Annotated in this window: 21 protein-coding genes; 9 read left to right on the top strand and 12 right to left on the bottom strand. The window is 68.3% G+C overall.

Annotation, left to right across the window (positions count from 1 at the left end):
* Positions 1 to 100 precede the first annotated feature (100 nt).
* The 3 genes from CRT60_RS24030 to CRT60_RS24020 all read left to right on the top strand — a co-directional run bounded on the left by CRT60_RS24030 (position 101) and on the right by CRT60_RS24020 (position 3,039).
* Positions 101 to 586, top strand: coding sequence for a BLUF domain-containing protein (locus CRT60_RS24030; RefSeq protein WP_098739091.1), 486 nt, complete (start codon positions 101 to 103; stop codon positions 584 to 586).
* A gap of 252 nt (positions 587 to 838) precedes the next feature.
* A complete protein-coding gene (locus tag CRT60_RS24025; RefSeq protein ID WP_098739090.1) occupies positions 839 to 1,867 on the top strand; it encodes a diiron oxygenase in 1,029 nt (342 codons plus the stop codon).
* A gap of 119 nt (positions 1,868 to 1,986) precedes the next feature.
* Positions 1,987 to 3,039 carry a 2Fe-2S iron-sulfur cluster-binding protein gene (locus CRT60_RS24020; protein ID WP_098739089.1) on the top strand — a complete coding sequence of 351 codons (1,053 nt, stop codon included), beginning with the start codon at positions 1,987 to 1,989 and terminating at the stop codon, positions 3,037 to 3,039.
* 15 nt (positions 3,040 to 3,054) lie between these two features.
* Here the strand turns inward: CRT60_RS24020 and CRT60_RS24015 are convergent, their stop codons facing one another.
* From CRT60_RS24015 to CRT60_RS24005, 3 genes are all read right to left on the bottom strand, one after another.
* Complete coding sequence (locus tag CRT60_RS24015) at positions 3,055 to 5,139, bottom strand: methyl-accepting chemotaxis protein (protein WP_098739088.1); 2,085 nt, start codon at positions 5,137 to 5,139, stop codon at positions 3,055 to 3,057.
* A gap of 298 nt (positions 5,140 to 5,437) precedes the next feature.
* Positions 5,438 to 6,454, bottom strand: coding sequence for a fumarylacetoacetate hydrolase family protein (locus CRT60_RS24010; RefSeq protein ID WP_098739087.1), 1,017 nt, complete (start codon positions 6,452 to 6,454; stop codon positions 5,438 to 5,440).
* Between the two features lie 49 nt (positions 6,455 to 6,503).
* Positions 6,504 to 7,628: a homogentisate 1,2-dioxygenase gene (locus CRT60_RS24005; protein ID WP_098739086.1), complete on the bottom strand. Its 1,125-nt coding sequence runs from the start codon at positions 7,626 to 7,628 to the stop codon at positions 6,504 to 6,506.
* Positions 7,629 to 7,785: 157 nt separating this feature from the next.
* Between CRT60_RS24005 and CRT60_RS24000 the strand changes: the two genes are divergently transcribed.
* On the top strand, positions 7,786 to 8,331 hold the full coding sequence (locus CRT60_RS24000; protein ID WP_098739085.1) for a MarR family winged helix-turn-helix transcriptional regulator: 546 nt from the start codon (positions 7,786 to 7,788) through the stop codon (positions 8,329 to 8,331).
* A 9-nt stretch (positions 8,332 to 8,340) separates the two neighbouring features.
* Here the strand turns inward: CRT60_RS24000 and CRT60_RS23995 are convergent, their stop codons facing one another.
* Positions 8,341 to 8,979, bottom strand: coding sequence for an acyltransferase (locus CRT60_RS23995; RefSeq protein ID WP_098739084.1), 639 nt, complete (start codon positions 8,977 to 8,979; stop codon positions 8,341 to 8,343).
* 275 nt (positions 8,980 to 9,254) lie between these two features.
* Between CRT60_RS23995 and CRT60_RS23990 the strand changes: the two genes are divergently transcribed.
* The 3 genes from CRT60_RS23990 (at position 9,255) to CRT60_RS23980 (ending at position 12,654) form a co-directional block, all read left to right on the top strand.
* The gene (locus CRT60_RS23990) at positions 9,255 to 10,922 is read left to right on the top strand and encodes an FAD-dependent oxidoreductase (RefSeq protein ID WP_098739083.1); all 1,668 of its coding nucleotides are present in this window, start codon (positions 9,255 to 9,257) and stop codon (positions 10,920 to 10,922) included.
* A 27-nt stretch (positions 10,923 to 10,949) separates the two neighbouring features.
* Entirely contained in the window at positions 10,950 to 11,147 is a 198-nt protein-coding gene (locus tag CRT60_RS23985) for a DUF2783 domain-containing protein (protein ID WP_098739082.1), read from the top strand.
* A 136-nt stretch (positions 11,148 to 11,283) separates the two neighbouring features.
* The gene (locus tag CRT60_RS23980) at positions 11,284 to 12,654 is read left to right on the top strand and encodes a CocE/NonD family hydrolase (RefSeq protein ID WP_098740997.1); all 1,371 of its coding nucleotides are present in this window, start codon (positions 11,284 to 11,286) and stop codon (positions 12,652 to 12,654) included.
* A 78-nt stretch (positions 12,655 to 12,732) separates the two neighbouring features.
* On the opposite strand, the gene infC is transcribed toward CRT60_RS23980, so the two are convergent.
* From infC to CRT60_RS23955, 5 genes are all read right to left on the bottom strand, one after another.
* On the bottom strand, positions 12,733 to 13,260 hold the full coding sequence (gene infC, locus CRT60_RS23975; protein ID WP_098740996.1) for a translation initiation factor IF-3: 528 nt from the start codon (positions 13,258 to 13,260) through the stop codon (positions 12,733 to 12,735).
* An 84-nt stretch (positions 13,261 to 13,344) separates the two neighbouring features.
* A complete protein-coding gene (gene thrS / locus CRT60_RS23970) occupies positions 13,345 to 15,309 on the bottom strand; it encodes a threonine--tRNA ligase (RefSeq protein ID WP_098739081.1) in 1,965 nt (654 codons plus the stop codon).
* A 176-nt stretch (positions 15,310 to 15,485) separates the two neighbouring features.
* Positions 15,486 to 16,760 (bottom strand): EAL domain-containing protein, encoded by a 1,275-nt coding sequence (locus tag CRT60_RS23965; RefSeq protein WP_244592721.1) that lies wholly within the window; start codon positions 16,758 to 16,760, stop codon positions 15,486 to 15,488.
* A gap of 128 nt (positions 16,761 to 16,888) precedes the next feature.
* Positions 16,889 to 17,962, bottom strand: coding sequence for a quinone-dependent dihydroorotate dehydrogenase (locus CRT60_RS23960; RefSeq protein ID WP_098739079.1), 1,074 nt, complete (start codon positions 17,960 to 17,962; stop codon positions 16,889 to 16,891).
* On the bottom strand, positions 17,959 to 18,333 hold the full coding sequence (locus CRT60_RS23955) for a DUF952 domain-containing protein (RefSeq protein WP_098739078.1): 375 nt from the start codon (positions 18,331 to 18,333) through the stop codon (positions 17,959 to 17,961). Before CRT60_RS23955 ends, CRT60_RS23960 begins: the two co-directional genes overlap by 4 nt.
* Positions 18,334 to 18,427: 94 nt before the next feature.
* On the opposite strand from CRT60_RS23955, the gene CRT60_RS36285 reads away from it, so the two are divergent.
* The gene (locus CRT60_RS36285; RefSeq protein WP_161958121.1) at positions 18,428 to 18,577 is read left to right on the top strand and encodes a hypothetical protein; all 150 of its coding nucleotides are present in this window, start codon (positions 18,428 to 18,430) and stop codon (positions 18,575 to 18,577) included.
* Positions 18,578 to 18,676: 99 nt separating this feature from the next.
* Entirely contained in the window at positions 18,677 to 18,895 is a 219-nt protein-coding gene (locus tag CRT60_RS23950) for a hypothetical protein (protein ID WP_098739077.1), read from the top strand.
* 13 nt (positions 18,896 to 18,908) lie between these two features.
* Here the strand turns inward: CRT60_RS23950 and CRT60_RS23945 are convergent, their stop codons facing one another.
* From CRT60_RS23945 to CRT60_RS23935, 3 genes are read right to left on the bottom strand one after another with little or no spacing between them, the layout of a single operon-like run.
* Positions 18,909 to 19,229 carry a hypothetical protein gene (locus CRT60_RS23945; protein WP_098739076.1) on the bottom strand — a complete coding sequence of 107 codons (321 nt, stop codon included), beginning with the start codon at positions 19,227 to 19,229 and terminating at the stop codon, positions 18,909 to 18,911.
* Positions 19,230 to 19,263: 34 nt separating this feature from the next.
* Positions 19,264 to 20,790 carry a phage terminase large subunit gene (terL, locus tag CRT60_RS23940; protein ID WP_098739075.1) on the bottom strand — a complete coding sequence of 509 codons (1,527 nt, stop codon included), beginning with the start codon at positions 20,788 to 20,790 and terminating at the stop codon, positions 19,264 to 19,266.
* Positions 20,787 to 22,817 carry a glycosyl hydrolase family 28-related protein gene (locus CRT60_RS23935; RefSeq protein ID WP_098739074.1) on the bottom strand — a complete coding sequence of 677 codons (2,031 nt, stop codon included), beginning with the start codon at positions 22,815 to 22,817 and terminating at the stop codon, positions 20,787 to 20,789. The genes terL and CRT60_RS23935 overlap by 4 nt, the downstream gene beginning before the upstream one ends.
* Positions 22,818 to 22,839 lie beyond the last annotated feature (22 nt).

Raw genomic sequence — 22,839 nt, 5'->3', positions numbered from 1 at the left:
GTCCTGGGAGCAGTTACACCAAAACACCACACGTCAGACCCAGGAAAAAGCGATACAGTCGACGATCGTTCCCAATCGACCGAAGGCTGGAAAGCTGTCGATGCTGACCATCGTCTACCGCAGCGAGGCCATCGACCGGCTTCCCTACAGTGCGCTTGCCGACATCTGTCTGTTCAGCGCCCGCAAGAACTGTGAGCAGGGCATTACCGGCTTCCTGGTCGAGTTCAGGGGCATCTTCCTCCAGGTTCTGGAAGGCGAAGCGGAGCTGGTGGACCGACTGTTCGCCCGCATCGTCGACGACCCGCGCCATCGCGACGTGACACCGCTGCTGCGGGAGACCTCGGGCGGGCCGCCCGAATTCGGCTTCTGGGCGATGAATTTCGGCCCGCTCGACACGCCGACCTTCTGGCAGGCGGTCTTCGGCACTCCGATGCGGAGCGAGGAATTCCGGCAACGGTCGCACGGGGTCGGCTTCGCGCGCGATGTGCTGAGCCGCGCCTACATGCACGCCTGCATCGTCGCCGATGTCGACCCCGCCGCCCGCGACATGGTGCGCGGCAACATTCCCGTTCTCGTCCGGTCCTGAGCGCGGCCCCGCCCGCCGGGCATCCCGATACCTGACCTAAGATTTTCGTTGGCTGGACGAACGAATTGATCTGGATCAATTCGTCGCTTTTCCACGCTTATGTTTTTAAATCAATGGATTACATGGGCATTCCTGGCGATTTAAAGCGATACACAAATCGTTGATAGTGCGGTTTTTCTGTGTCATATAAAGACCACAGGGCGCCGATGGAAATGTGAGCGCCCGCGGAATGCTCCCGGAGGAAACGCCCCCATGTCCAAGGACTACACCCCCATCGCCAACACGATGGAGCTGCCCCCCGCCACGCCGCAACCGAACGTCTACCCGCTGTCCTGGGTGTCGCAGACCAAGAAGCTGGAAGAGGTCTATGCCGCCGCCCAGCGCGAGAACTGGGACCCGGCCAAGCTGCCCTGGGACAGCTTCGACGTGTCGCGCTACAGCTGGGAGGAGCGGGAGGCCATCGCCTATTGGTGGACCATCCTGTCGGTGTTCGACGCCTCCGCCCCGCCGGTCTTCGCCCATGCCCTGATCAAGACCTACGAGGTGCATGAGGAGGACCCTGTCCGCCGCTGCTTCTTCTCGGTCACCCGCGACGAGCAGAACCACGAGCAGATGTGCGGCCTCGCCATCACCAGGCTTCTTGAGGCCAGCAGCCCGCTGACCTACGAGCCGAAGACGGATCTCGGCCGCCGGTTGCAGAAGAACGCCCACTGGCTCTACTACAATGGCGGGCGCTATTGGGACGGCTACAAGAAGGCGGTTCCGAAATACTCGCTGGCCGTGCTGTTCAGCTCTTTCCTGATGGGCGAGATCGCGGCGGCGACCATCTTCCACCAGATGGCTGCCGGTTGCAGCGAGCCGGTGTTCAAGGAGGCCTTCCGCAACATCGGCCGCGACGAGGGCCGCCACATGGCGATCTGCATGTCGGTGATGGAGCGGGACTATCCCCATCTTGCGGTGGAGGACCGGTCGATCATCACCAAGCAGATCCGCGCCGGCTACCTGTTCCTGTCCGCCGTGCTGTTCGAGCCGCCGCCCCAGTTCTGGGACCTGCCCGACGACTTCATCGCCACCCAGCGCGAGGCCGAGGCCATCGCCCGCAACGCCGGCTTCCACATCCCGGATTACGAGGCGAAGAAGGAGAACTGGCGCAACGCCATGCTGAACCTGAAGGGCGTGCTGGACCGCTACGACATCCCGTTCCCGGCCATCCCCGAGGTCGGCATCACCGGCGAGGAAGTCCGGGACATCGACATGGACGAGATCATCCCGGTGTTCTGAGCCAAGCCTGCCTGAACGCTCCCACCCCCTCCCTGCCCGTCTTCAAGGGTCAGGGAGGGGCATCGCGCCTCCACGTCTCCAATCCCGCCCATCTCCAATCCCGTCCAAGGATCCCGCCGGTGAGCCGCATCCGCCTCCACCCCTCGGGCCGCACGGTCGAGTGCCGTGACGGCGAGACCGTCCTGTCGGCGCTGGAACAGGCCGGCTACGCCCTGCCCAACAACTGCCGCGCCGGCGCCTGCGGCGAATGCAAGGTCAAGGTCCTCAGCGGCCAGTTCGACCAGGGCATGGTCCTGGACATGGCGCTGTCCCAGCCCGAGCGGAAGGACGGCTATGGCCTGATGTGCATGGCCAAGCCGATCTCCGACGAGCTGGTGATCGAATACGGCACCGCCGACGCCCAGCCCAAGCTGTTCCCGCCGCGCGAAAACGTGCTGTTCATCGTCACCGACCGCATCCCGCGCACGCCCCGCATCGTGGAGCTGCGCCTGCGCCCGCTGGGCCAGCCGCTGCGCTACTGGCCCGGGCAGTATGTGATGCTGGGCGATGCCGCCGCCGGGGCGCCGCCGCGCTGCTATTCCATCGCCAACGCGCCCCGTCCGGACGGCGAGATCGTGTTGCAGGTGACCCGCGTCGACGGTGGCCCGACCAGCGGCTGGATCCACGACACGCTGACGGTCGGCAGCATGGTCAAGCTGTCCGGCCCCTACGGCACCTTCATCGGCGACCCGTCGGTGGACAGCCCGGTGCTGTGCATGGCCGCCGGCTCCGGCCTGGCGCCCATCCTGGCGCTGACCGACGCGGCGCTGCGCCGCGGCTACCGCCCGCCGGTGACGCTGCTGTTCTCCGCCTGCACGCGGGCCGACATGTATGAGCTGGGTCTGCTCGGCTACTGGCAGGCCAAATACCGCAACTTCAAGGTCAAGGTGACCCTGACGCGCGAGGAGGCCGCCGGCCATCTGACGGGCCGCATCCCCGCCATCCTGCCCGGCCTGTTCCCCGATTTGTCCGGCCACGCCATCTTCACCGCCGGCAGCCCTGCCTTCGTCGAGGCTTGCGTCGCCGCCGCCCGCGCGCTGGGCGCCAGGGACGACCGGATCCACAGCGAAGGCTATGTCTCGCAGCACGTTCCGGAAACGCTGCCGGCCGACCGGCTGATGGCGGTGGGATAACGGGAAACAGGCACCTCAGGCCTTGCGGACACCGGCGATGAAGCCGTCGATCTCGCGGGTCAGGTCCTTCGACTGGCCGGCGAGCGCGGCGGCGGCGGCGAGCAGCTGGTCGGCCGCCGCACCGGTTTCGCCGGCACCCGCCCGGATGTTGCCCATGCCGCCGCTGACCTCCTGCGCCCCGTCGGCCGCCCGGATCACGCTGCGGGCGATCTCCTGGGTCGCCGCCGCCTGCTGATCCACCGCCGCGGCGATCCCCGACGCGATGCGGCTGACCTGGGCGATGGTCTCGTTGATGCCATGGACGGCGGTCACCGCCTCCTGCGTCGCATCGCGGATGCCCTTGATCTGGCCGACGATGTCCTCGGTGGCCTTGGCGGTCTGGTTGGCGAGGCCCTTGACCTCCGACGCCACGACGGCGAAGCCCTTGCCCGCCTCACCGGCGCGTGCCGCCTCGATGGTCGCGTTCAGCGCCAGCAGGTTGGTCTGGCCGGCAATGGAGTTGATCAGTTCCACCACGGCGCCGATCCGTTCGGCGCTCTCCGCCAGAACGGTGACCGCCTCGTCGGCCCGCTTCACGTCGGACACCGCGGCATCGGCGATGCGGGCGGACTCCGCCACCTGCCGGCCGATGTCCTGGACCGAGGCGGACAGTTCCTCCGTCGCCGCGGCGGCGGTCTGCACGCTGTCGGCGGCGGCGCTGGCGGAGGCAGCCACCTGCTCCGACCGGCCGAGGCTCTGGTCGGCGATGCCGGTCAGGGCGCGAGCGGTCGATTCGAGCTGTTGGGCGGACGAGGCCAGTGCCCCGGTCAGACCGCCGACGCGGACCTCGAAGCCCTTCTGCAAATCGGCCAGCGCCGCGACGCGGGCCTCCTTGGCATGCCAGTCGGCCTGCTGCTGGCGGTCGAGTTCCTTGGCCCGGACCAGCCCCTCCTTGAACACCTCGACGGCGCGGGCCATGCCGCCGGCCTCGTCGTCGCGGTCGGCACCCGGCACCGTCACCGCCAGATTGCCGGCCGCCAGCCGGTCCATGGCGACGGTGACGGCGCTGACCGGCCGGGCGATGCCGTCGCCGACCTTCCAGGCCACCACGCATCCCAGCGCGACGCAGCCCAGGCTGACCAGCACGATCAGGACGGCGAGCCGGTTCGCGTCCGCCATCACGCTGGATTGCGGCGCCGCCACCATGAAGGACCAAGCGCTGTCCGCACCGGAGAAGCGCACCGGCGCCAGCCGCAGGTAATGCGGCGCCCCGGCAAGCATGACGAGGCCGTCGAACGCGCGCCCCTCGGCAACGGCGCGGCGGGCGGCCTCCGGCAGGTCGTCGGCGGTCTTCGACAGCCTGCCGTCGTCGGGATGGGCGACATAGAGGCCGGAGCCGGTCAGCACCGCGGCGAAACCGTCGCCATAGGGCTTCACCGAGCGGACAAGGTCGGTCAGGCCGCTCAGCGCCATGTCGACACCGGTGACGCCGATCACCTGGCCGCCGCCTGCCGTCCCGTCGATCACCGGGGCCGCAGCGCTGGTCATCAGCCGCTTGGTGAGATCGTCGAGATAGGGCTCGGTCAGAACCGGCTTTCGGGCGGCGGCGGCCGACTTGTAATATTCCTTCTCCTGCACATCCGCGAAGGGATAGCCCTCGCTGTCGTCGGCATGAACCCCCTTGTCCCCCGGCAGCCACAGCAGGCTCATCCGGCCGGTCTTGGGCAGGCCGAGAATCTCGGTCGAGCGGTCATGGTCGGCGAAGGCCGCATCCCGGCCGTCGAACCCGCCGTCGGCCATGTCCACCCACACCCCGGCATAGAGCGGGTTGGCTTCGGCCACGCGGCGCAGGTAGCGGTTCACCGTTTCGCGCCGCGGGGTTCCGGTCGACCGTTCGACCTCCACGAGGGCCGCGGCGGCACGGGCGGCGTCGAGTGCGGCGGACAGGTCGGCGGCGACCCGCGCCCCATGGCGGTCCGCCATCTCGGCCGCCAGGGTCTGGGCGGCCTTGTGCCCGGCGTCGCGCGACAGGGTGAGCGACACCGCCGTCACCGCGGCGGCCCCCGCCGCCAGAACCGCCGCAACGCCGATGATGATCTTCGTCCTGAACCGAGCCTTCATGCCGCACACCTTTTTCCGGTCCGCCAGATGTTCCGGAATGAACGGCAAGGCGGCGCCAAATAGGGGTAAGGGGCGGCACCTTATAATCGATAACGGTCGGAAGGCACGTCAATTCTCATGATTTGGCGCTTTGTGGCTCAACCTTGAAATGGATTCCGGACTGCATGCTGCGCCTGCCCGGTCAAGCCATGGAAATTGCTGCAACTGCGAAAAGTAGCATCGGCAGGGTTAAGGAAGCCCCACCGATGCAAGGTCCACAACCAGGAATGCAATAGACCATCGGCACGGATGGCACCCCTTACGGCCCGTCGTACCGCACCACCTGCTGATCGATGGCGCCGAACACGCTGGCGCCGGCGGCGTCGAACAGCTCGATCCGCACCCGGTCGCCAAAGCGCATGAAGGGGGTCTTCGGCGCGCCATGCTCGATGGTCTCGATCATCCGAAGCTCGGCAAGGCAGGAATAGCCGACGCCGCCGGCATCGACCGGCTTGCCGGGGCCGCCGTCCAGCTTGTTCGACACCGTGCCCGACCCGACGATGCTGCCGGCCGCCAGATGGCGGGTCTTGGCGGCATGCGCGATCAGCGTCGGGAAGTCGAAGGTCATGTCGACGCCGGCATCCGGCTTGCCGAAAGGCTCGCCGTTCAGCGTCGTCAGCAGCGGGCGGTGCAGCTTGGCGCCGTCCCACGCCTCGCCCAGCTCGTCCGGCGTCACCGCGACGGGGGAGAAGCTGGAGGCCGGCTTGGACTGGAAGAAGCCGAACCCCTTGCCCAGCTCCGTCGGGATCAGGTTGCGCAAGCTGACGTCGTTGACCAGCATCAGCAGCCTGATCTGCCCGCGCGCAGCCTCGGCCGAAACGCCCATCGGCACGTCGCCGGTGATGACGGCGATCTCCGCCTCGAAATCGATGCCCCAGGCTTCGGTCGCCGCCGGGATCGGGTCGGTCGGCGCCAGGAAGCTGTCGGAACAGCCCTGATACATCAGCGGGTCGGTCCAGAAGCTGGGCGGCATCTCAGCACCGCGCGCCTTGCGGACCAGCTCCACATGGTTGACGTAGGCCGACCCGTCCGCCCACTGGTAGGCGCGCGGCAGCGGCGAGGCCGCCAGCGCCGGGTCGAAGGGCCGGCCGGAGGCCGGATCGTCGTTCAGCGCGCGATAGGCCTCCTCCAGCTTCGGCTCCAGCGCCGTCCAGTCGTCCAGCGCCGCCTGCAGGGTGCGGGCGATCTCCGGCACCGGGACGGCACGGGTCAGGTCGCGCGACACCACGACCAGGGTGCCGTCGCGCCCGCCCGCCTTCAAACTTGCCAGCTTCATTCGTCTCTTCCCTTCCTCGGAATTCGGCGTCCGGCGACTTTCTGGCCGCTCATTTCGCCTTCCAGCTGTCGGCGTAGCCGCCCCATTCGACGCCGTCCATTGCCTGATAGACGTCGAGCGGATCGCGGGTGTCGATCATCACCGCGACCTCGTCGGTCTCCTTGCGCTCGAACTTCTGCGCCACCTCGTAGGCCTTCGGGTGCGGCCCGTGCGGGAAGCCCGAGGGGTGGTAGGTGACCATGCCGGGATGGATGTTGTCGCGCGAGAAGAACTGGCCGCGGTGATAGAACAGCACCTCGTCGAAATCCTCGTTCGAGTGATAGTAGGGCAGCTTCAGCGCCTCCGGGTCCGACTCGATGGGCCGCGGCACGAAGGTGCAGACGATGAAGCGCCCCGCGATCCAGGTGCTGTGCGCCGAGGGCGGCAGATGGTAGCGGTGGCTCATCAGCGGCCGGATGTCGCGCCAGTTCAGCCGCACCGGGGCGAGGTCGCCATGCCAGCCCACCGCGTCCAGCGGATTGAACGGATAGGTCATGGCGCAGAGCTGTCCGCGCTTCTTCACCCGGACCAGAGTCTCGCGCTCGTGCTTCTGCGCCTGGAAGGCGTCGTCCAGCGCCGGCACGTCCAGCACCGCCGGATCGAAGATGGCATGGGTGCCGACCAGTCCTTTGTGCGGCAGCTTGTAGGCGTCGTTGGTGGCCTCCACCATCAGCACCATCACCGCCTCGTCGGTCTCCAGCCGCCAGCAGGTGTTGCGCGGCAGCACGACATAATCACCCTCGCGCACCTCCAGATGGCCGTAGTCGCAGAACAGGTGGCCACCGCCCTGGTGGAAGAACAGCAGGTCGTCGCCGTCGGCGTTGCGGACGAGATGGTCCATCCTGCCCTTGAAGCGCCACAGCCGCACCTGGGTCGCCCCGTTGCCCATCAGGGCCGGCGCCTCCAGCGGGCAGCCGGGCATGGTGTCGACATGATTGAGGTCGAAGGCGCGCGGGCGCAGCGGCCCGTCGAAGCTGGTCCAGCCGGTCGGCGGGTGGGCATGGTGCATCTGGGTCGCCGGGCCGAAGAAGCCCTCGCGCCCCATCTCACGCTCGTAGGTGCCGGCGGGAAGCCGGACATGGGCTTGACGCGACGCGGTGCCTTCGACCTTCGGAAACGAAATCCAGTTCTTCATGGCGCTTCCCCACTCACTGCCGCCGGCATTTCCGCATCGGGCGCCGGCAGGCTTGTTCCGTTGCCGCCATTTTAGTTTCGTTTGAAACTGTTGCAAGAGCCAAATTACAGCGCAGGATGGGGCACCCGCGACCCTCCCTACAGACGATGCGCCGCCGATGCCGCCTGCCCGCCGTTCCCGCACCGCCTCCCCCAGCCCCGCATCCGGCCAGACGGATTTGCCGGCGCTGCATCTGACGCGCTTCCTGCCCTACCGGCTGTCGGTGCTGGCCAACACGGTCAGCCACACGCTGGCCAAGCTGTACGAGAAGCGGTTCGGCATCACGATCCCGGAATGGCGGATCATCGCCGTGCTGGGCGGCGGCGAGACGATGAGCGCGGGCGAGATCGCCCAGCGCACGGCGATGGACAAGGTGCAGGTCAGCCGCGCCATCAGCCGCATGCTGGATTCGGCGCTGATCCTGCGCGAATCGGGCGACACCGACCGGCGCAAGGCGCTGCTGACCCTGACGCCCAAGGCGCTGGCGATCTATGCGGAGATCGTGCCGATGGCGCTGACCTACGAGGAAGAGGTCACCGACGCCCTGTCGATCGACGAGCGGGCGCAGCTCGACACGCTGCTGTCGAAGCTCCAGGCCCGCGCCGACCAGCTCGCCGCCCGCCCGGCGCCGGTAAGCGCGCAGGCGGAGCAGGCGGGCGGGTAAGGACACCGCTCAGGCGCCCTTCACCTTGTGCAGCGGCTGGCTGGTGCCGGCATCGACGCGGCCGCGGCCGGGTTCCTCCGCCTCCAGGGCTGAGCAGGCGACCATGGTGGCGAGCGAGCGACGGGCGAGGCGCTGGTACTCCTCCGTCCCTTCCGACTTCCAGGCGATCTCGTCGGGGCGCAGCTCGCGCATCACCTTAGCCGGCAGGCCGGCAACCAGGGTGCGCGGCGGCACGACAAAGCCGGCCTTGACGAAGGCCATGGCGGCGACGATGGATTCCTCGCCGATCTCCGCCCCGTCCATCACCACCACATTCATGCCCACCAGCGCATTGCGGCGGACGACGCAGCCGTGCAGCACCGCGCCATGGCCGACATGGCCGTCCTCCTCGACGATGGCGTCATGGCCGGGGAAGGCGTGGATCGTGCAGTTGTCCTGCACGTTGCTGCCCCGGTGCAGCACGATCCGGCCGAAATCGCCGCGCAGGCTGGCGCAGGGGCCGACATAGCAGCCGGGCCCCACCACCACGTCGCCGATCAGCACGGCGGAGGGATGGACGAAGGCGGTCGGGTCGATGACCGGGATCACGCCGTCGATGGCGTAGACGGTCGGGCGCGGCAAGGCGGGAAAGGCGGTTGGAGCAGTCATGGGCGGGCGTTCCTCGGTGTCGCTGTTCGGCGGTCTTGTTCGGGGCGGTCTGCGGCCGATCTTTTGCCGGAAGGCTACACCGCCGCAGGCTGTACGCGATACTGATTTTCCGTCATGGTAAGCATGCCTGTATCGCTTCACCGGCTCCCTTGCCGGCAGCGATGCCGGGGCTTGATTGGTATCAAATGAAACTGTATCGTTGGCAACAATAACAATCCGCCAACGCGCCAGTCACGCTTTTCGCCGATCTTGGTTTCCGGGGGAGGAAACGCCCAATGCACGCGACCTTCAGCTATCCGAAATACAGCTTCACACCCTCCGACGAACAGCGCACCGGCAGTGTCCGGCGCCATCCGGTGGTGATCGTCGGCGCCGGCCCGGTCGGGCTGACCGCGGCACTCGACTTCGCGCGCAAGGGCGTCCCGGTGGTGGTGCTCGACGCCGAGGACACCGTCAGCGTCGGCAGCCGCGCCGTCTGCTATGCCAAGCGCGCGCTGGAGGTGTGGGACCGGCTGGGCGTCGGCCAGCGCATGATCGACAAGGGCGTCGTGTGGAAGATCGGCAAGGTCTTCAACGGCGACCGCATGGTCTACCAGTTCGACCTGCTGCCGGAGCCGGACCACAAGATCCCCGCCTTCATCAACCTCCAGCAATATTACCTGGAGGACTTCCTGGTCGCGCAAGCCCGCAGGAGCGACCTGATCGACCTGCGCTGGCTCTCCCGCGTCATCTCCGCCAGGCAGGAGGCCGACCATGTCGTGCTTCAGGTCGAGACGCCCGACGGCGTCCACGCGGTCGAGGCCGGTTGGGTCATCGCCTGCGACGGCGCCAAGTCGTCGGTGCGCAAGATGCTGGGGCTGGAGTTCCAGGGCGAGGTGTTCAAGGACCGCTTCCTGATCGCCGACGTGGTGATGAAGGCCGATTTCCCGGCGGAGCGCTGGTTCTGGTTCGACCCGCCTTTCCATCGCAAGCAGTCGGCCCTGCTGCACATGCAGCCCGACAATGTCTGGCGCCTGGATTTCCAGCTGGGCTGGGACGCCGACCCGGAGGAGGAGAAGAAACCGGAGCGCGTCATCCCGCGCGTCCAGGCCATGCTCGGCGCCGACACGCCCTTCGAACTGGAATGGGTGTCGGTCTACACCTTCCAGTGCCGCCGGCTGGAGCAATTCCGCCATGGCCGCATCCTGTTCGCCGGCGACAGCGCCCATCAGGTCTCGCCCTTCGGTGCCCGCGGCGCCAACAGCGGCGTGCCCGACGCCGACAATCTGGTGTGGAAGCTGGCGCTGGTGCTGGACGGCAAGGCGCCGGAATCGCTGCTGGACAGCTACAGCGACGAACGGGTTGCGGCGGCGAAGGAGAACATCCTGAACTCCACCCGCTCCACCGACTTCATCACACCGAAGAGCGAGATGAGCCGCGTCTTCCGCGACGCCGTGCTGGAACTGGCGGTCGACCAGCCCTTCGCCCGCGCGCTGGTCAATTCCGGCCGCCTGTCGACCCCCACCACTTACACCGACAGCCCGCTGAACACGCCGGACGGCGACAGTTTCGCCGGAAAGATGGTGCCGGGCGCTCCCGCCACCGACGCGCCGGTGGAGCGTGACGGCCAGTCCGGCTGGCTGATGGAGGCGCTGGACGGCCGCTTCACCGTGCTCTACGCCGCAGGCGACGGGCGGGTTCCGGCAGAGGTGGCGGAGGCGCTGGACGGCCCTGCCGCCGGGCCGCTGCCGCTGGCCTGGCACGCGGTGACGGACCGCCGCCGCGGCATCGCCGGGGAGTTGGTGGACAGCGCCGGCCGGCTGCGCGAGCGCTACGACCTGACCCCCGGCAGCGTCTATCTGATCCGCCCCGACCAGCACATCGCCGCCCGCTGGCGGCGGTTCGACGCCGCGGCGCTGTCCGCCGCGCTCGACCGCGCGGTCGGTCACGCTGCCGGCTGCTGATTCCCCGATTTTTCCGGAGCCCTTCCCATGGCCAAACTGATGACCGAGCAGCGCTTCGCCAGCCCGGACGACGTCTACCAGCTGCTGATCGACAGCCACCGCGATCTGACCCCCGACCAGAGCACCCGCCTGAACGCCAAGCTGATCCTGCTGCTCGCCAACCACATCGGCGACGCGGAGGTTCTGGCCGAGGCGCTGCGCGTGGCGCGGCAGGGGATGGAGTAAAGGAAAAGGTCAGGGAGGGGGCAGTCGTCAGCCGCCCCTTCCCTTTCACCTCCCCGCTGACGCCAAGTCCAAGATGGCGTACAAAGGCGCAAGAGCCCTTCCCTTGCGGAGACTGCGCCAGCCCATGATTCCCGCCATGACCCTGCGCCGCCTGTTCACCCTGTTCTTCCTGCTGCTGTGCTGCGGTCCCGCCCTTGCCGAAGGTCTGACGCAGACGGCGCTGCCGATCCCGGCGCGCTTCCCCGACGGCACATCCGCCACGCTGGAGGCGATGCTGCTGCGGCCGGACGGGCCCGGCCCCTACCCCATCGCCATCCTCAGCCACGGCACGCCGCGCGACGCGGCGGAGCGGGCGCAGATGACGCCGTTGCGCTACCTGCCGGAAGCGCGCGAGTTCGCGCGGCGCGGCTGGGCCGTTGTGGCGGTGATGCGGCGCGGCTATGGCGGGTCGGACGGCCCCTACAGCGAAACGACCGGCTCCTGCAACAACCCGGACTATCTGCGCTCCGCCCGCCAGAGCGCCGAGGATCTGCGGCAGGCCATCCGCTATGTGGCGGCGCAGCCCTTCGCCGACGCCAGCCGCATCCTGGCGGTGGGCGTGTCGGCCGGCGGGCTCGCCAGCATCGCGCTCAGCGCCGATCCGCCGCCGGGACTGAAGGCGGTCATCAGCTTCGCCGGCGGCCGCGGCTCCATCGCCGACAATCAGGTCTGCCAGGAAGACCGGCTGATCGGCGCCTTCGGCACGATGGGCCGCACGTCGCGCGTTCCCACCCTGTGGATCTATGCCGAGAACGATCTGTTCTTCGGCCCCGACCTCGCCCGGCGCCTGTGGGGGGCCTTCACCCAGGCGGGCGGGCGGGCGGAGTTCATCGCCGCACCGCCGAATGGCAAGGACGGGCATTCCTTCTTCAGCGCCGCCATCCCGCAATGGACGCCGATGGTCGACGGCTTCCTGACGAAGACCGGGCTGGCGCCGCGCGGCACGCCGATCATGGTGTCGCTGCCGGCACTCCCGCCGCCGCCGGAACTGTCGGCCGCCAACCGGGCCAAGTTCCCCGCCTATGTCGAAGCCGGCGGCAACAAGGCCTTCGCCGTCTCGCCCGACGGCGCCTTCGGCTGGAAGTCCGGCCTGCGCAGCCTGGACGAGGCGCAGAAGGGTGCCTTGGAAAACTGCATGTCGCACACCCAGAAGGGCTGCCGCATCGCCTATCTCAACGACCGGCCGGCAGGGGGGGCCGCCGATCAGGCCGTGGTGGAGCCGCCGCGCACCACGCGCGTCAGGCTGGAGCCGCCGCCGGAATTGTCCGCCGCCGGACGCGAGAAGTTCGACGCCTATGTCTCGGCGGCCGGACGCAAGGCCTTCGCCGTGTCGCAGGACGGCGCCTTCGGCTGGAAGTCCGGCATGCCGAGCGAGGACGCCGCCCGCCGCGCCGCACTCGACAATTGCGCCAAATTCACCCGCCACACCTGCTATGTCGTCATCGTCGACGACCGGCCGCTGCGCTGAGGCGCCAGCCTCGTCACCGCAAATGAAAAAGGCCCGCCCGGCATCCCGGACGGGCCTTTTTCACAACGTCACCACAGGTCAGCGCGGAGCCAGCACCATGACCATCTGGCGGCCTTCGAGCTTCGGCATCTGCTCGACCTTCGCCAGCGCCTCCAGCTCGTCGCGGACGCGGACCAGCACATTCATACCCAGATCCTGGTGCGCCATTTCACGGCCGCGGAAGCGCAGGGTCACCTTGACCTTGTCGCCCTCCTCAAGGAAACGGCGCGCCGAGCGCATTTTCACGTCATAGTCGTTGTCATCGATGTTCGGCCGGAGCTTGATCTCCTTGACCTCGATGATCTTCTGCTTCTTGCGGGCCTCGTTCGCCTTCTTCTGCGCCTCGTACCTGAACCTGCCATAGTCGAGGATTTTGCAGACGGGCGGCTCCGCCTGGGGAGCGATCTCGACCAGGTCGAGACCGGCATCCTCGGCGGCCAGCAAAGCATCGCGCAACGACACCACCCCGATCATCTCGCCATCTGCACCGACGAGACGAACGGAACGAGCCGAGATCTCCCGGTTAACCCGCGGGCCATCGCGGGTCGGGGCGGCTTCGGACGGGATCCTGGCTATGGACGCTTCTCCATGATCTGAGACCACGGAGAAGCCGGCCGTCCAGAGGAACGGCCGGCGGCGTCACGCGGTCGGTTAAAACGGCGAGTCGGTCACGGTCTCGCCGGCCGGCGATTTCGCTTCCTCCAGCAGTTTAGCAACCGCCGCATCGAGGGCAAGAATTTCCTGATCCTTGCCGCCCAGCACGCGGAGCGCGACTGTCCGTTCGTCCGCCTCACGCTTCCCGACAACCAGCATCAGCGGAACCTTCTGCAGGCTGTGTTCGCGGACCTTGAGGTTGATCTTCTCGTTGCGGGTGTCGAGTTCGACGCGCAGACCCTTGCGCTTCAGCAGCTTGGCCACTTCCTCGGCATAGCCGTCGGCCTCGCTGGTGATGGTGGCGACGGTCACCTGGACCGGCGACAGCCACAGCGGGAACTTGCCGGCGTAATGCTCGATCAGCATGCCGATGAAGCGCTCCATCGACCCCAGGATCGCCCGGTGCAGCATGATCGGCCGGTGGCGGGCGCCATCCTCGCCGATGTAGCTGGCATCGAGCCGTTCCGGCAGGTTCGGATCGTACTGCAGGGTGCCGCACTGCCAGGTCCGGCCGATGGCGTCGGTCAGGTGGAACTCCACCTTCGGGCCGTAGAAGGCACCCTCACCGGGCAGCTCCTCATACTCCAACCCGGCGTCCCGCAGAGCCTGGGCCAGCGCGCCTTCGGCCCGGTCCCACAGCTCGTCGGCGCCGGTGCGGACGTCCGGACGCAGCGCCAGCTTCACCGAGATCTTGTCGAAGCCCAGATCCTTGTAGACGCCGAGCTGCAGCTTGAAATACTCGGCCGCCTCGCTCTGCACCTGATCCTCGGTGCAGAAGATGTGGGCGTCGTCCTGGGTGAAAGCGCGCACGCGCATGATGCCGTGCAAGGCACCCGACGGCTCGTTGCGGTGGCAGGCGCCGAACTCCGCCATGCGGATCGGCAGATCGCGGTAGGAGCGCAGGCCGTGGCGGAAGATCTGGACATGGCCGGGGCAGTTCATCGGCTTGATGCCCAGCAGCTTCTCGCCGCCGTCGGCCTCCACCTTGAACATGTTGTCGCCATACATGTCCCAGTGGCCCGACGCCTTGAACAGCGAGCTGTCGATCAGCTGCGGCGTCTTCACCTCGACGTAGCCGGCGCCCTTCAGCTTGGTGCGGATATAGTTTTCCAGCGTCTGGTAGAGCGTCCAGCCCTTCGGATGCCAGAAGACCGAGCCGACCGCCTCTTCCTGCACATGGAACAGGTCGAGTTCCTTGCCCAGCTTGCGGTGGTCGCGCTTCTCCGCCTCCTCGATCTGGTGCAGGTAGGCCTTCAGCTCCTTCTCGTCGCGCCAGGCGGTGCCGTAGATGCGCTGGAGCATCGGGTTGCGGCTGTCGCCGCGCCAATAGGCGCCGGCCACCTTCATCAGCTTGAAGCCCTGGCCGACCTTGCCCGTGGTCATGGCGTGGGGCCCGCGGCACAGATCCAGCCAGTCGCCCTGGCGGTAGATCGACACCGGCTCGCCCTGCGGGATCGCCTCGATCAGCTCGGCCTTGTAATGCTCGCCGAGCTTCTTGAAGTAGGCGACCGCCTCGTCGCGGTCCCAGACCTCGCGGACGATGGGGATGTCGGCCCCGACGATCTCGCGCATCTTCGCCTCGATCTTCTCCAGATCCTCGGGCGTGAACGGCTCGTCGCGCGCGAAGTCATAGTAGAAGCCGGTGGCGATCGACGGGCCGATGGTGACCTGCGTGCCGGGATAGAGCTTCTGCACCGCATCGGCCAGCACATGGGCGGCGTCGTGGCGGATGACCTCGAGAGCGTCGCCGTGGTTGCGCGTGACGATCTCGATCTTGGCGTTGGTAGTGACGGTGGTGGTGAGGTCCTTCACCGTGCCGTCGATCTTGACGGCAAGCGCATCTTTGGCCAGGCGCGAACCGATGGACTGGGCGATCTCAAGCCCCGTCACCGGCCGGTCGAACTCCCGCACGCTGCCGTCGGGCAGCGTGATGGCGATGTTGGACGTCACCGAAGTCACCATTTACTAGTGTTGGTCTCACCCGCATCGGGTGCCCGGACTTGGCCGGGAACGCGAAATTTCCATCGCCGCGTGGGGGAATGTCAAGCGCGGCTGCGGAAATCAAGGCTGTCGAAAGGCCAACGCTGCATTGCCGCCACAACTCGGCATTGGTTCGATGCGGACAATCCAGCACACCGTCACTCCGGCTTCCGGCTCAGCCGCGGTTCGCCGAACAGATAGCCCTGGCCGAAGTCGAAGCCGGTGTCGAGCACCTCGACCAGCTGGTTTTCCGTCTCGATCTTCTCGACGATCAGGTCGATGCCTTCGGCGGCGCAGCGGTGGCGCAGCTCACGGATACGCCCGGCGTTGGCGGGATCCAGCACCAGCGCGCGGTCCAGCTTGATGCAGCGGAACTCGTGGCGCAGCAGCCGGTCGAGGTCGATGGCGAGGTCGGTCACCTGATCCATCGAGAAGCGGAAGCCCAGCCGCGCCAGCTGCGACAGGATGCCCATCGTCACCGCCCCGCCCGCGCTCACGGCATGCTGGCTCAGCTCGAACACCAGCTTGGGCACCAGGGCGTGGTTCTGCGCCATCATGTTCAGGAACTGGCGCATGAACTCCGCATCGGCAAGCGTCGCGGCGGAGATGTTGGCGAAGAAGCCGATGGCGTGCTGGCGCCGTTCCGTCTCGCGGATCAGCTGGACGCAGCGCACCAGCTGCAGATTGTCGATGGTGGCGATCAGACCTTCCCGCTCGGCGATGTCGAGATAGCGGTCGGGCATGATCTGCTGCCCGTCGGCGGCCCGCACGCGCGAAAACACTTCATAGAAGCGATGCTTGCGCTGGGGCAGGCTGACGATGGGCTGGAGATAGACGTCGATGCGGTCGGCCTTCAGCGCGTCGCGCACCGCCTCCAGCACCGCCGCATCGTCCATCGGTGGCGCGGCGGGAACGGCTGCGGCAGAGGGCGGTGCGGAGGGCGCTGCGGAGGGCGCGGGACGGCGCTCCCCACTGGCGGAGGGCGGACGGGGGGCACGCCGCTCGGTCAGGCGGGCGACCAGCGATTGCAGAAGCTTCACCTCCTGCATCACCGCGTCGTACCGCACCCCGCCGTCGGGCTGGGCATCGGGATCGGCCGCGAGCCGCCGCTCCAGCAGCTGGGCCAGCTCCTCCACCCGGTCGTTCAGGCGGGCGATGCGGCGGGCGGCCTTGCGCTCGCGCTCCAGCCGCGTTACCGCCTCATGGACCAGCGCACCGGCCAGCACCACCAGCGCGCCCGCCAGCCACGCCACCAGCGGGTCGGCCTCTGGACGCAGCGCCCACAGCGCCGCACCGGCCGAACCGCCGGCGATCAGATAGGCCAGCGCATAGACGAGGTGCGTCAGCAGGGTCATTGCAGGAACCGGAGTGGTGGGCGCCGCCGTGGTCGGGGCGGCGGTGCCGGGGCGGAAATCGGCGGTCAGGGCCTTCACGGGTTCGCAGCCTCCGGCAGGAGCATGATGCGGACCTTGCGGGCGTTCCAACCGTGGGACCCACTGTCGGGACGCCCGCTTGACGATCCGTTAATGCTACGCCGCTGCCGGCCTCACCCTGCGCGGGATCAGCGGTGATCGGCTCCCACCGCCTCGGCCACCGACTGGAAGCCGTCGCGCCGCAGCAGCTCCGCCAGTTCGCGGCGGATGCGGTGGACCACCGCCGGCCCGGCATAGACCATCGCCGAATAGAGCTGCACCAGCGACGCGCCGGCGCGGATCTTGGCATAGGCGTCCTCGCCGGTCGCGACACCGCCGACGCCGACGATCGGCAGTTTGCCGCCGGTCAGCGCATAGATCTCGCGCAGGACGGAGGTGGAGGCTTCGAACAGCGGACGGCCGGACAGGCCGCCGGCCTCGCTGCGCATCGCCGCCGGAATGCTGTCGGGCCGGGCGATGGTGGTGTTGGAGACGATCAGCCCGTCGATGCCGGACTCCAGCGCCACCGCGGCGATGTCGCTCTTGTCCTCCACCGTCAGGTCCGGGGCGATCTTCAGAAGCAGCGGCGGATTGCGGGTCAGGCCGCAGGACGCCCGCGCCTCCAGCACCCGTTCCAGCAGGGCGCGCAGCGGGTTGCGGCCCTGAAGCGCGCGCAGGCCCGGCGTGTTGGGGGAAGAGACGTTGACGACCAGATAGTCGGCCAGCGGCGCCAGCCGGCGCACGCCGATCACATAGTCGTCGGCGGCGTCCACCGTGTCCTTGTTCTTGCCCAGGTTGGCGCCGACGATGCCGGGCGCCCGCTTGGCCGAGTCACGGCGGCGCTCCAGCCGCTGGGCGAAGACCTCCAACCCCTCGTTGTTGAAGCCCATGCGGTTGATCACCGCGCGCTGCTCGACCAGCCGGAACAGGCGGGGGCGCGGGTTGCCGGGCTGGGGCCGCGGGGTGACGCTGCCGGGTTCGACGAAGCCGAAGCCCAGGTTCAGCATGGCGTCGACCACCTCGGCATTCTTGTCGAAGCCGGCGGCCAGCCCGACCGGATTGGCGAAGTCCAGCCCCCACACGCGGGTGTGCAGCGCCGGCTCGTCCCTGCCGCGGGCCGGCGGCACCAGCCCGGACTTCAGCGCCTTGATGGTCAGGCCATGCGCGGTCTCAGGGTCGAAGCGGAACAGCAGCGGCCCGGCAAGCGGATAGAGGTCGATCACGGAACGAGGTCCTGAAGGGTGAAGGGAAAGCCGGCCGGGAAGACATGGCGCCCGTCCGGTCCCAGCGGCAGCGGATCGACCCGCAGCGCGGCATCGACCGGCAGCGGCCCGTAGAGGTGCGGGAACAGCTGGCCGCCGCGCGACGGTTCCCAGCGCAGGGCATCGCCCAGCCGGGCGGCGTCCACCGTCAGCAGCAGCAGGCCGTCCTGGCCGGCGCGGTGCTTGGCGGCACTCTCCACCACCTGTGCGGCGGTCGAGAAATGGATGAAGCCGTCCTGGACGTCCTGGGACGAGCCGGGATAGCGGCCGGCCGGGCGGGCGGCGTCCCACTCGTCCGCACGGCACATGTGGTGAATGATTCGGTCGGTCATGACGGCCGGACACTAACGCAATGCATGCCCAGCGGCCAGAGACCTCGAAGCCGCAGCTTGGCCGTAACGGGTCGCAGCCCGCGGATCGCGACCGATGGCACAACGCAAGATCGACTCCCCGATTGCAATTCCGCACGCTTCGCGCGTTGCATTTTGCAAAGCACACTCGAAACTATTCGGCATTTTGCGGGTATTTTTGAAATTCGGCGGCGGCATTGGCCACCGGATTATGGGAATTGCCTGATCAACCCCCGTGAATCCGCCGCGATTCCCGGATTCGGCCAGCTTCCGGCGGTTGGCACCGCTTTTGCTGTGACAGAAGCAAGTCAACGGAGGACCCGCCATGAACGCCATTTCCATGAGCCTGCTGAAGAAGACCGTGTCCTGCGAAACGGATCTGGGCGCGTCGGTCACCGCCATGGGCGCGCTGTGCGAGCCGGGTCAGACCGCGGTCCCGCTGAAGCCGAGCGCCACCATGCTGGCGGCCGGCGCGCGGGCCGGCGGCGTGTCGGTCGAAATCGCCTGGAAGATCTACCAGTCGATGATCCACCACGCCGACTGACCCGGCCTCCCGGTCAGCGCCGTCCGCCTTCGAACGGCATGAAGCCCGAATCGAGCTTGGTCTCTATCCGCAGCAGATGGTCGGTCAGACGCTGCTCGACGTCCTTGAGAGTCGCGAAGGAGACGTAGGTCTTCGCGACCTCCAGCTTGTATGCGGCAAGGCTCTCGCGCACCTGCGCCTGAGCCTCCTCCGCCCGGTTGCGCAGATCGTCCAGCGCGCTGTCCGCATCCTTGCGCACCCGCGCGATCAGCCAGAACAGCCCGCCCATCGCCGGCAACTCGACGGCGGTGATCCACCAGGTGAGATCAAGGCCCGCGGTCAGGGATTCATGCATCGGGGTCTCCCGTTCGTGTGAGTGTTGAAACGACTCAAAGCTCCCAGTCCGCCGACGCCACCACGGCCCCCGCACCGCGCCAGTCCGGGCGGCGTTCGGGCGGCGTGGTGCTGCGGTCGAAGCGGCAAGGTTCGGCACCCAGGCAGCCGGCCACCGCGTCCAGCCCGTCGTCGGGCCCGCGGTAGCGGCCGTCCGGGCGCCAGTCGCGCATTTCGCGGATCAGCGGTGTTTGCCAGACCTGCCGGTGAGCCAGCAGGCGGCGGTCGGCCAGCAGGGCGTCGAAGGCCTTGACGATGCGCGCCGCCTTGGGCGTGCGGCTGTTCTGCTCGACCACGCCTGCGGCCAGCCGGTCGTCGCGCAGCCGCTTGCGCAGCAGTCCGGGCAGGAAACGGCCGAGACCGTTGATCTCGATGTGGACCGCCGGCAGATGGTTGTCGGCCAGGAAGCGGGAGACCTGCATGCATTGCTGGTCGGCCTCCGTCTCCTCCGCCTTGGGATCGACGGACAGGTACAGCACCCGGTGCAGGTAGAAGCGCTCGTTCTCCCCGGCGAAGACGGCGGCGACCACGCTGCCGTCGCCGCCTCTGGACCTGCCGTCCCCCTCCCCCGCCGGCCGGGCGAAGGCCGGATCCCACCAGCAGGTGGCGGAGACCAGCTTCACCCCATCGAGCGTCAGCGCCGCGCGCCCCAGCGCCTCGCGATACTCCAGCTCCGCGTCGTAGCGGCCGAGCTTTTCGACATTCAGCACCCCGTCGGTGATGCTGACCGGGCGCAGCAGCATCTGGCTGGTGAATTTGTTGGGACCGGTCGATTTGCGGATGCGGGCGACATGCGCCTCGCCGAAGCGCTCCTTCCAGGTATAGCTGCGGTTGCCCTCGGCATCCTCGGTGTAGACCGGCAGGACCAGCCGCTCGAACCCGTCCAGGAAGGGCGGGCTGCCGTCGTCGCTCTCCTCGGCATAGAGGCTGTCCTGCGCATGCGGCGTGCCGACATAGAGCTGCGCCCCGCCCGGCACCAGCACATACTCCAGCTCCGACAGCCGTTCGCGGAGCGCCGCGCGCTTCACCGCGGTGTCGGCGTTGCGCGGCACCTCCACGTCGTCGCAGATCACCACGTCGGCACGGCTGCCGGTGATGTTGCCGCCGATGCCGGCCGCCGCCATCGACGGGTCGCGCAGCTCCATCGGCCGCACCACGGTGAAGCGGTCGGCCGCCCACTGGTCACGCTCCGTAGCAGGCGGCTTCAGGTGGCTGCAATCGGGATGGCGTTCCAGGATGCGCTTGACGTTGCGCACCATCTTCATCGCCAGCTTCAGGTCGGCGGCCAGCACCAGCAGCCGCCGGTTGGGATCGCGCAGCAGCAGCCAGGCCGCGAACAGCCCGACCAGCGTCGATTTGCCGGAGCCGCGGAAGGCCATCAGCAGCATCCGCCGGTTCTGCCCGGCCATATGATCCTCCAACCAGCCCGCCATCCGCGCATGGTGGGCGGGGGTCTTCAGCTCCACCATGGCGTTCCAGCCCTGGACGAAGGCGCGGAAACCGTCGTCGTTCTTTTCCTTCATGGATTCCGCCCCAGGATGTGCCAGCCGGCACCGTTCGACATCGCCGTCACCGCATGGCCCTGCGCGGTCAGCGCGATGGCCTCGCTGTCCGGCCCGCCGCCGCCGGCCTGGGTGACGGTGACGCGGTTGCCGCCGGTGTCGGATTTCTTGACGGTGACCGTGCGGCCCACCGCATGGGGCGCCGACGGCGATGGCAGCCGCACCTCGACCGCCCCGTTCCAGGCGCTGACCAGATAGAGCTGCTGGTTCAGGTCCGGCTCGAACAGGCCGGGAGCCTCGTGATAGCGGGCGTTGGCGGGCGGGTTGTTGCCGGCAACGATCCACCAGCCGGCCCCGTTCGACACCAGCGTCACGAAGTCGTACCGGTTGCCCAGCGACAGCACCCGCCCGTCCGGCCCCGGCCCGCCGGTCTCGCTCACAGTCAGCGGGTTGGTCGACGCATCGGTGCGCTTGATCGTCACCGCATGGCCGTTGGCGTCCTCGGCCTTGGGGAGCCGCAACTCCACCGCCCCGGCATAGGCGCTGGCCAGATAGACGGAACTGGTCAGGTCCAGCGCCACCAGCCCGCCGCCGGCCGGCTCGACATACTCGGTGTCGTAACGCAGCGCCTCCACCACCAGCTCGGTGATGCGGCTGCGCTGGAGCCGGTTCTTCTCCGGATAGCCGGCATTGACCGCGGTATAGCGCCCGCCCGACCGGTCGAGGATCGCCGGACCGGCGGCAGCGGAGAACAGGTTGACGATTGCCGTCTCCACCGACCCGGCATCCAGTTGCAGGTTCGGCAGGGCGCCCAGCGATTCGGCGTAGAAATTCACGATCAGCGTCTTGTCGGTGACCGATCCCACACGGAAACAGGCTTCCGCTTCGGGCCACAGATTGGCCTCGCAGTCGAAGAAGGCGTTGTTGAAACGCCCCTGCTCGACGAAGAAGCCGCAGCCGCTCATCGGCGCCGACAGCGAATAGACCCGCACGGCCTGGAAGCGGTTGGCGTTCGGCGTGTCGCCCGCCCCCGTCCGCGTCAGCCACACCCCATGGCGCGACGGCCGCGCCACCAGCACGCGGGCGATGTTGTTCCAATAGCAGGGCAGGTTCGGGTCGGTATAGCCGTCGAAGACCAGCCCCACCTCCGGCTCCCAGAATGTCAGGTCGGTCAGGCTGTTCTGCACGCAAGCGCCGTCGCGTCCGAACAGCCGCACCCCGGCCTTACCCTGCTCCAGCCGCAGACCGGACAGGGTGGCGTAGCCGTCCGGCAGATGGATCAGGTCGAAGCCGTTCGACGCCCCCCGGATCACCGACGCCTGCCCCGCCCCATACAGCGTCTGGCCATGGCCGAGTGTCAGCGTGTTGGCGATGCGGTAGCTGCCCGGCGGCACGAACACCGCACGGGCGGAGGTCAGCGCCGCCTGCAAGGCCAGCGTGTCGTCGACCAGACCGTCGCCCACCGCGCCGAAATCCTTCACCGACACGAGATCGGCCAGCTTGTCGCGCACCGGCCGGGCGGTGGCCCCGGCCCCCGGCGGCACATAGGTCGCCAGCGCCTCCTCGTCCACCGGCGGGCGGATCGTCGGGTTGCCGGCGCTGTCGAAGGCCAGCAGCTTGCCTTGGCGCAAGGCCCGCTCCGGCAGCAGGGGGGAGGCCGGCAGGTCGCTGTCGCCATAGCGCAGCATCAGCTCCTGATCGCCCGCCACCTGCTGGAGCATGGCCGTCAGCCGGTCCAGCTCGCCGTTGAGGGCGGCGGCAGGCAGCGGCCCGCTCTCGCCGAAATCGCTGCGCCGTTCGATGGGCAGCCGCCGGCGCAGCAGCACGACGGTCCCCTCGGCCGGTGCGGCGGCGAAGGTCACCGCCCCGCCCGCGGTCGCACCGGCTCCGCTGACCGCATAGCCGGTGCTCTGGAGTGCCGCGCCCAGGAAGACCTGGAGATCCTCGGCGGCAAAGATCGGGAACGGGTAGGTAAAGACCCGCTGCATGCCGTCGGCGAGATACTGCACGCGCGGGATTCCGCGCGGGATGAGAAGCGGCGTGGACATCGGGGGGTCTCCGGAGGATGGA

Origin of the sequence: Azospirillum palustre (assembly GCF_002573965.1) — a bacterium.
Lineage (GTDB): Bacteria > Pseudomonadota > Alphaproteobacteria > Azospirillales > Azospirillaceae > Azospirillum > Azospirillum palustre.
The sequence above is the reverse complement of the archived record's forward strand: the minus strand, read 5'-3'. Positions and strand labels throughout refer to the sequence as shown.

Coding starts and splice junctions, on each gene's coding strand:
- CRT60_RS24005 (WP_098739086.1), bottom strand. CDS start 7,628: ATGAAGAACTGGATTTCGTTTCCGAAGGTCGAAGGCACCGCGTCGCGT.
- CRT60_RS23995 (WP_098739084.1), bottom strand. CDS start 8,979: ATGACTGCTCCAACCGCCTTTCCCGCCTTGCCGCGCCCGACCGTCTAC.
- CRT60_RS24030 (WP_098739091.1), top strand. CDS start 101: ATGCTGACCATCGTCTACCGCAGCGAGGCCATCGACCGGCTTCCCTAC.
- CRT60_RS23980 (WP_098740997.1), top strand. CDS start 11,284: ATGACCCTGCGCCGCCTGTTCACCCTGTTCTTCCTGCTGCTGTGCTGC.
- CRT60_RS23935 (WP_098739074.1), bottom strand. CDS start 22,817: ATGTCCACGCCGCTTCTCATCCCGCGCGGAATCCCGCGCGTGCAGTAT.
- CRT60_RS23955 (WP_098739078.1), bottom strand. CDS start 18,333: ATGACCGACCGAATCATTCACCACATGTGCCGTGCGGACGAGTGGGAC.
- thrS (WP_098739081.1), bottom strand. CDS start 15,309: ATGGTGACTTCGGTGACGTCCAACATCGCCATCACGCTGCCCGACGGC.
- CRT60_RS24015 (WP_098739088.1), bottom strand. CDS start 5,139: ATGAAGGCTCGGTTCAGGACGAAGATCATCATCGGCGTTGCGGCGGTT.
- CRT60_RS24000 (WP_098739085.1), top strand. CDS start 7,786: ATGCCGCCTGCCCGCCGTTCCCGCACCGCCTCCCCCAGCCCCGCATCC.
- terL (WP_098739075.1), bottom strand. CDS start 20,790: ATGAAGGAAAAGAACGACGACGGTTTCCGCGCCTTCGTCCAGGGCTGG.
- CRT60_RS24010 (WP_098739087.1), bottom strand. CDS start 6,454: ATGAAGCTGGCAAGTTTGAAGGCGGGCGGGCGCGACGGCACCCTGGTC.
- CRT60_RS23990 (WP_098739083.1), top strand. CDS start 9,255: ATGCACGCGACCTTCAGCTATCCGAAATACAGCTTCACACCCTCCGAC.
- CRT60_RS23985 (WP_098739082.1), top strand. CDS start 10,950: ATGGCCAAACTGATGACCGAGCAGCGCTTCGCCAGCCCGGACGACGTC.
- CRT60_RS36285 (WP_161958121.1), top strand. CDS start 18,428: ATGGCACAACGCAAGATCGACTCCCCGATTGCAATTCCGCACGCTTCG.
- CRT60_RS23945 (WP_098739076.1), bottom strand. CDS start 19,229: ATGCATGAATCCCTGACCGCGGGCCTTGATCTCACCTGGTGGATCACC.
- CRT60_RS23950 (WP_098739077.1), top strand. CDS start 18,677: ATGAACGCCATTTCCATGAGCCTGCTGAAGAAGACCGTGTCCTGCGAA.
- CRT60_RS24025 (WP_098739090.1), top strand. CDS start 839: ATGTCCAAGGACTACACCCCCATCGCCAACACGATGGAGCTGCCCCCC.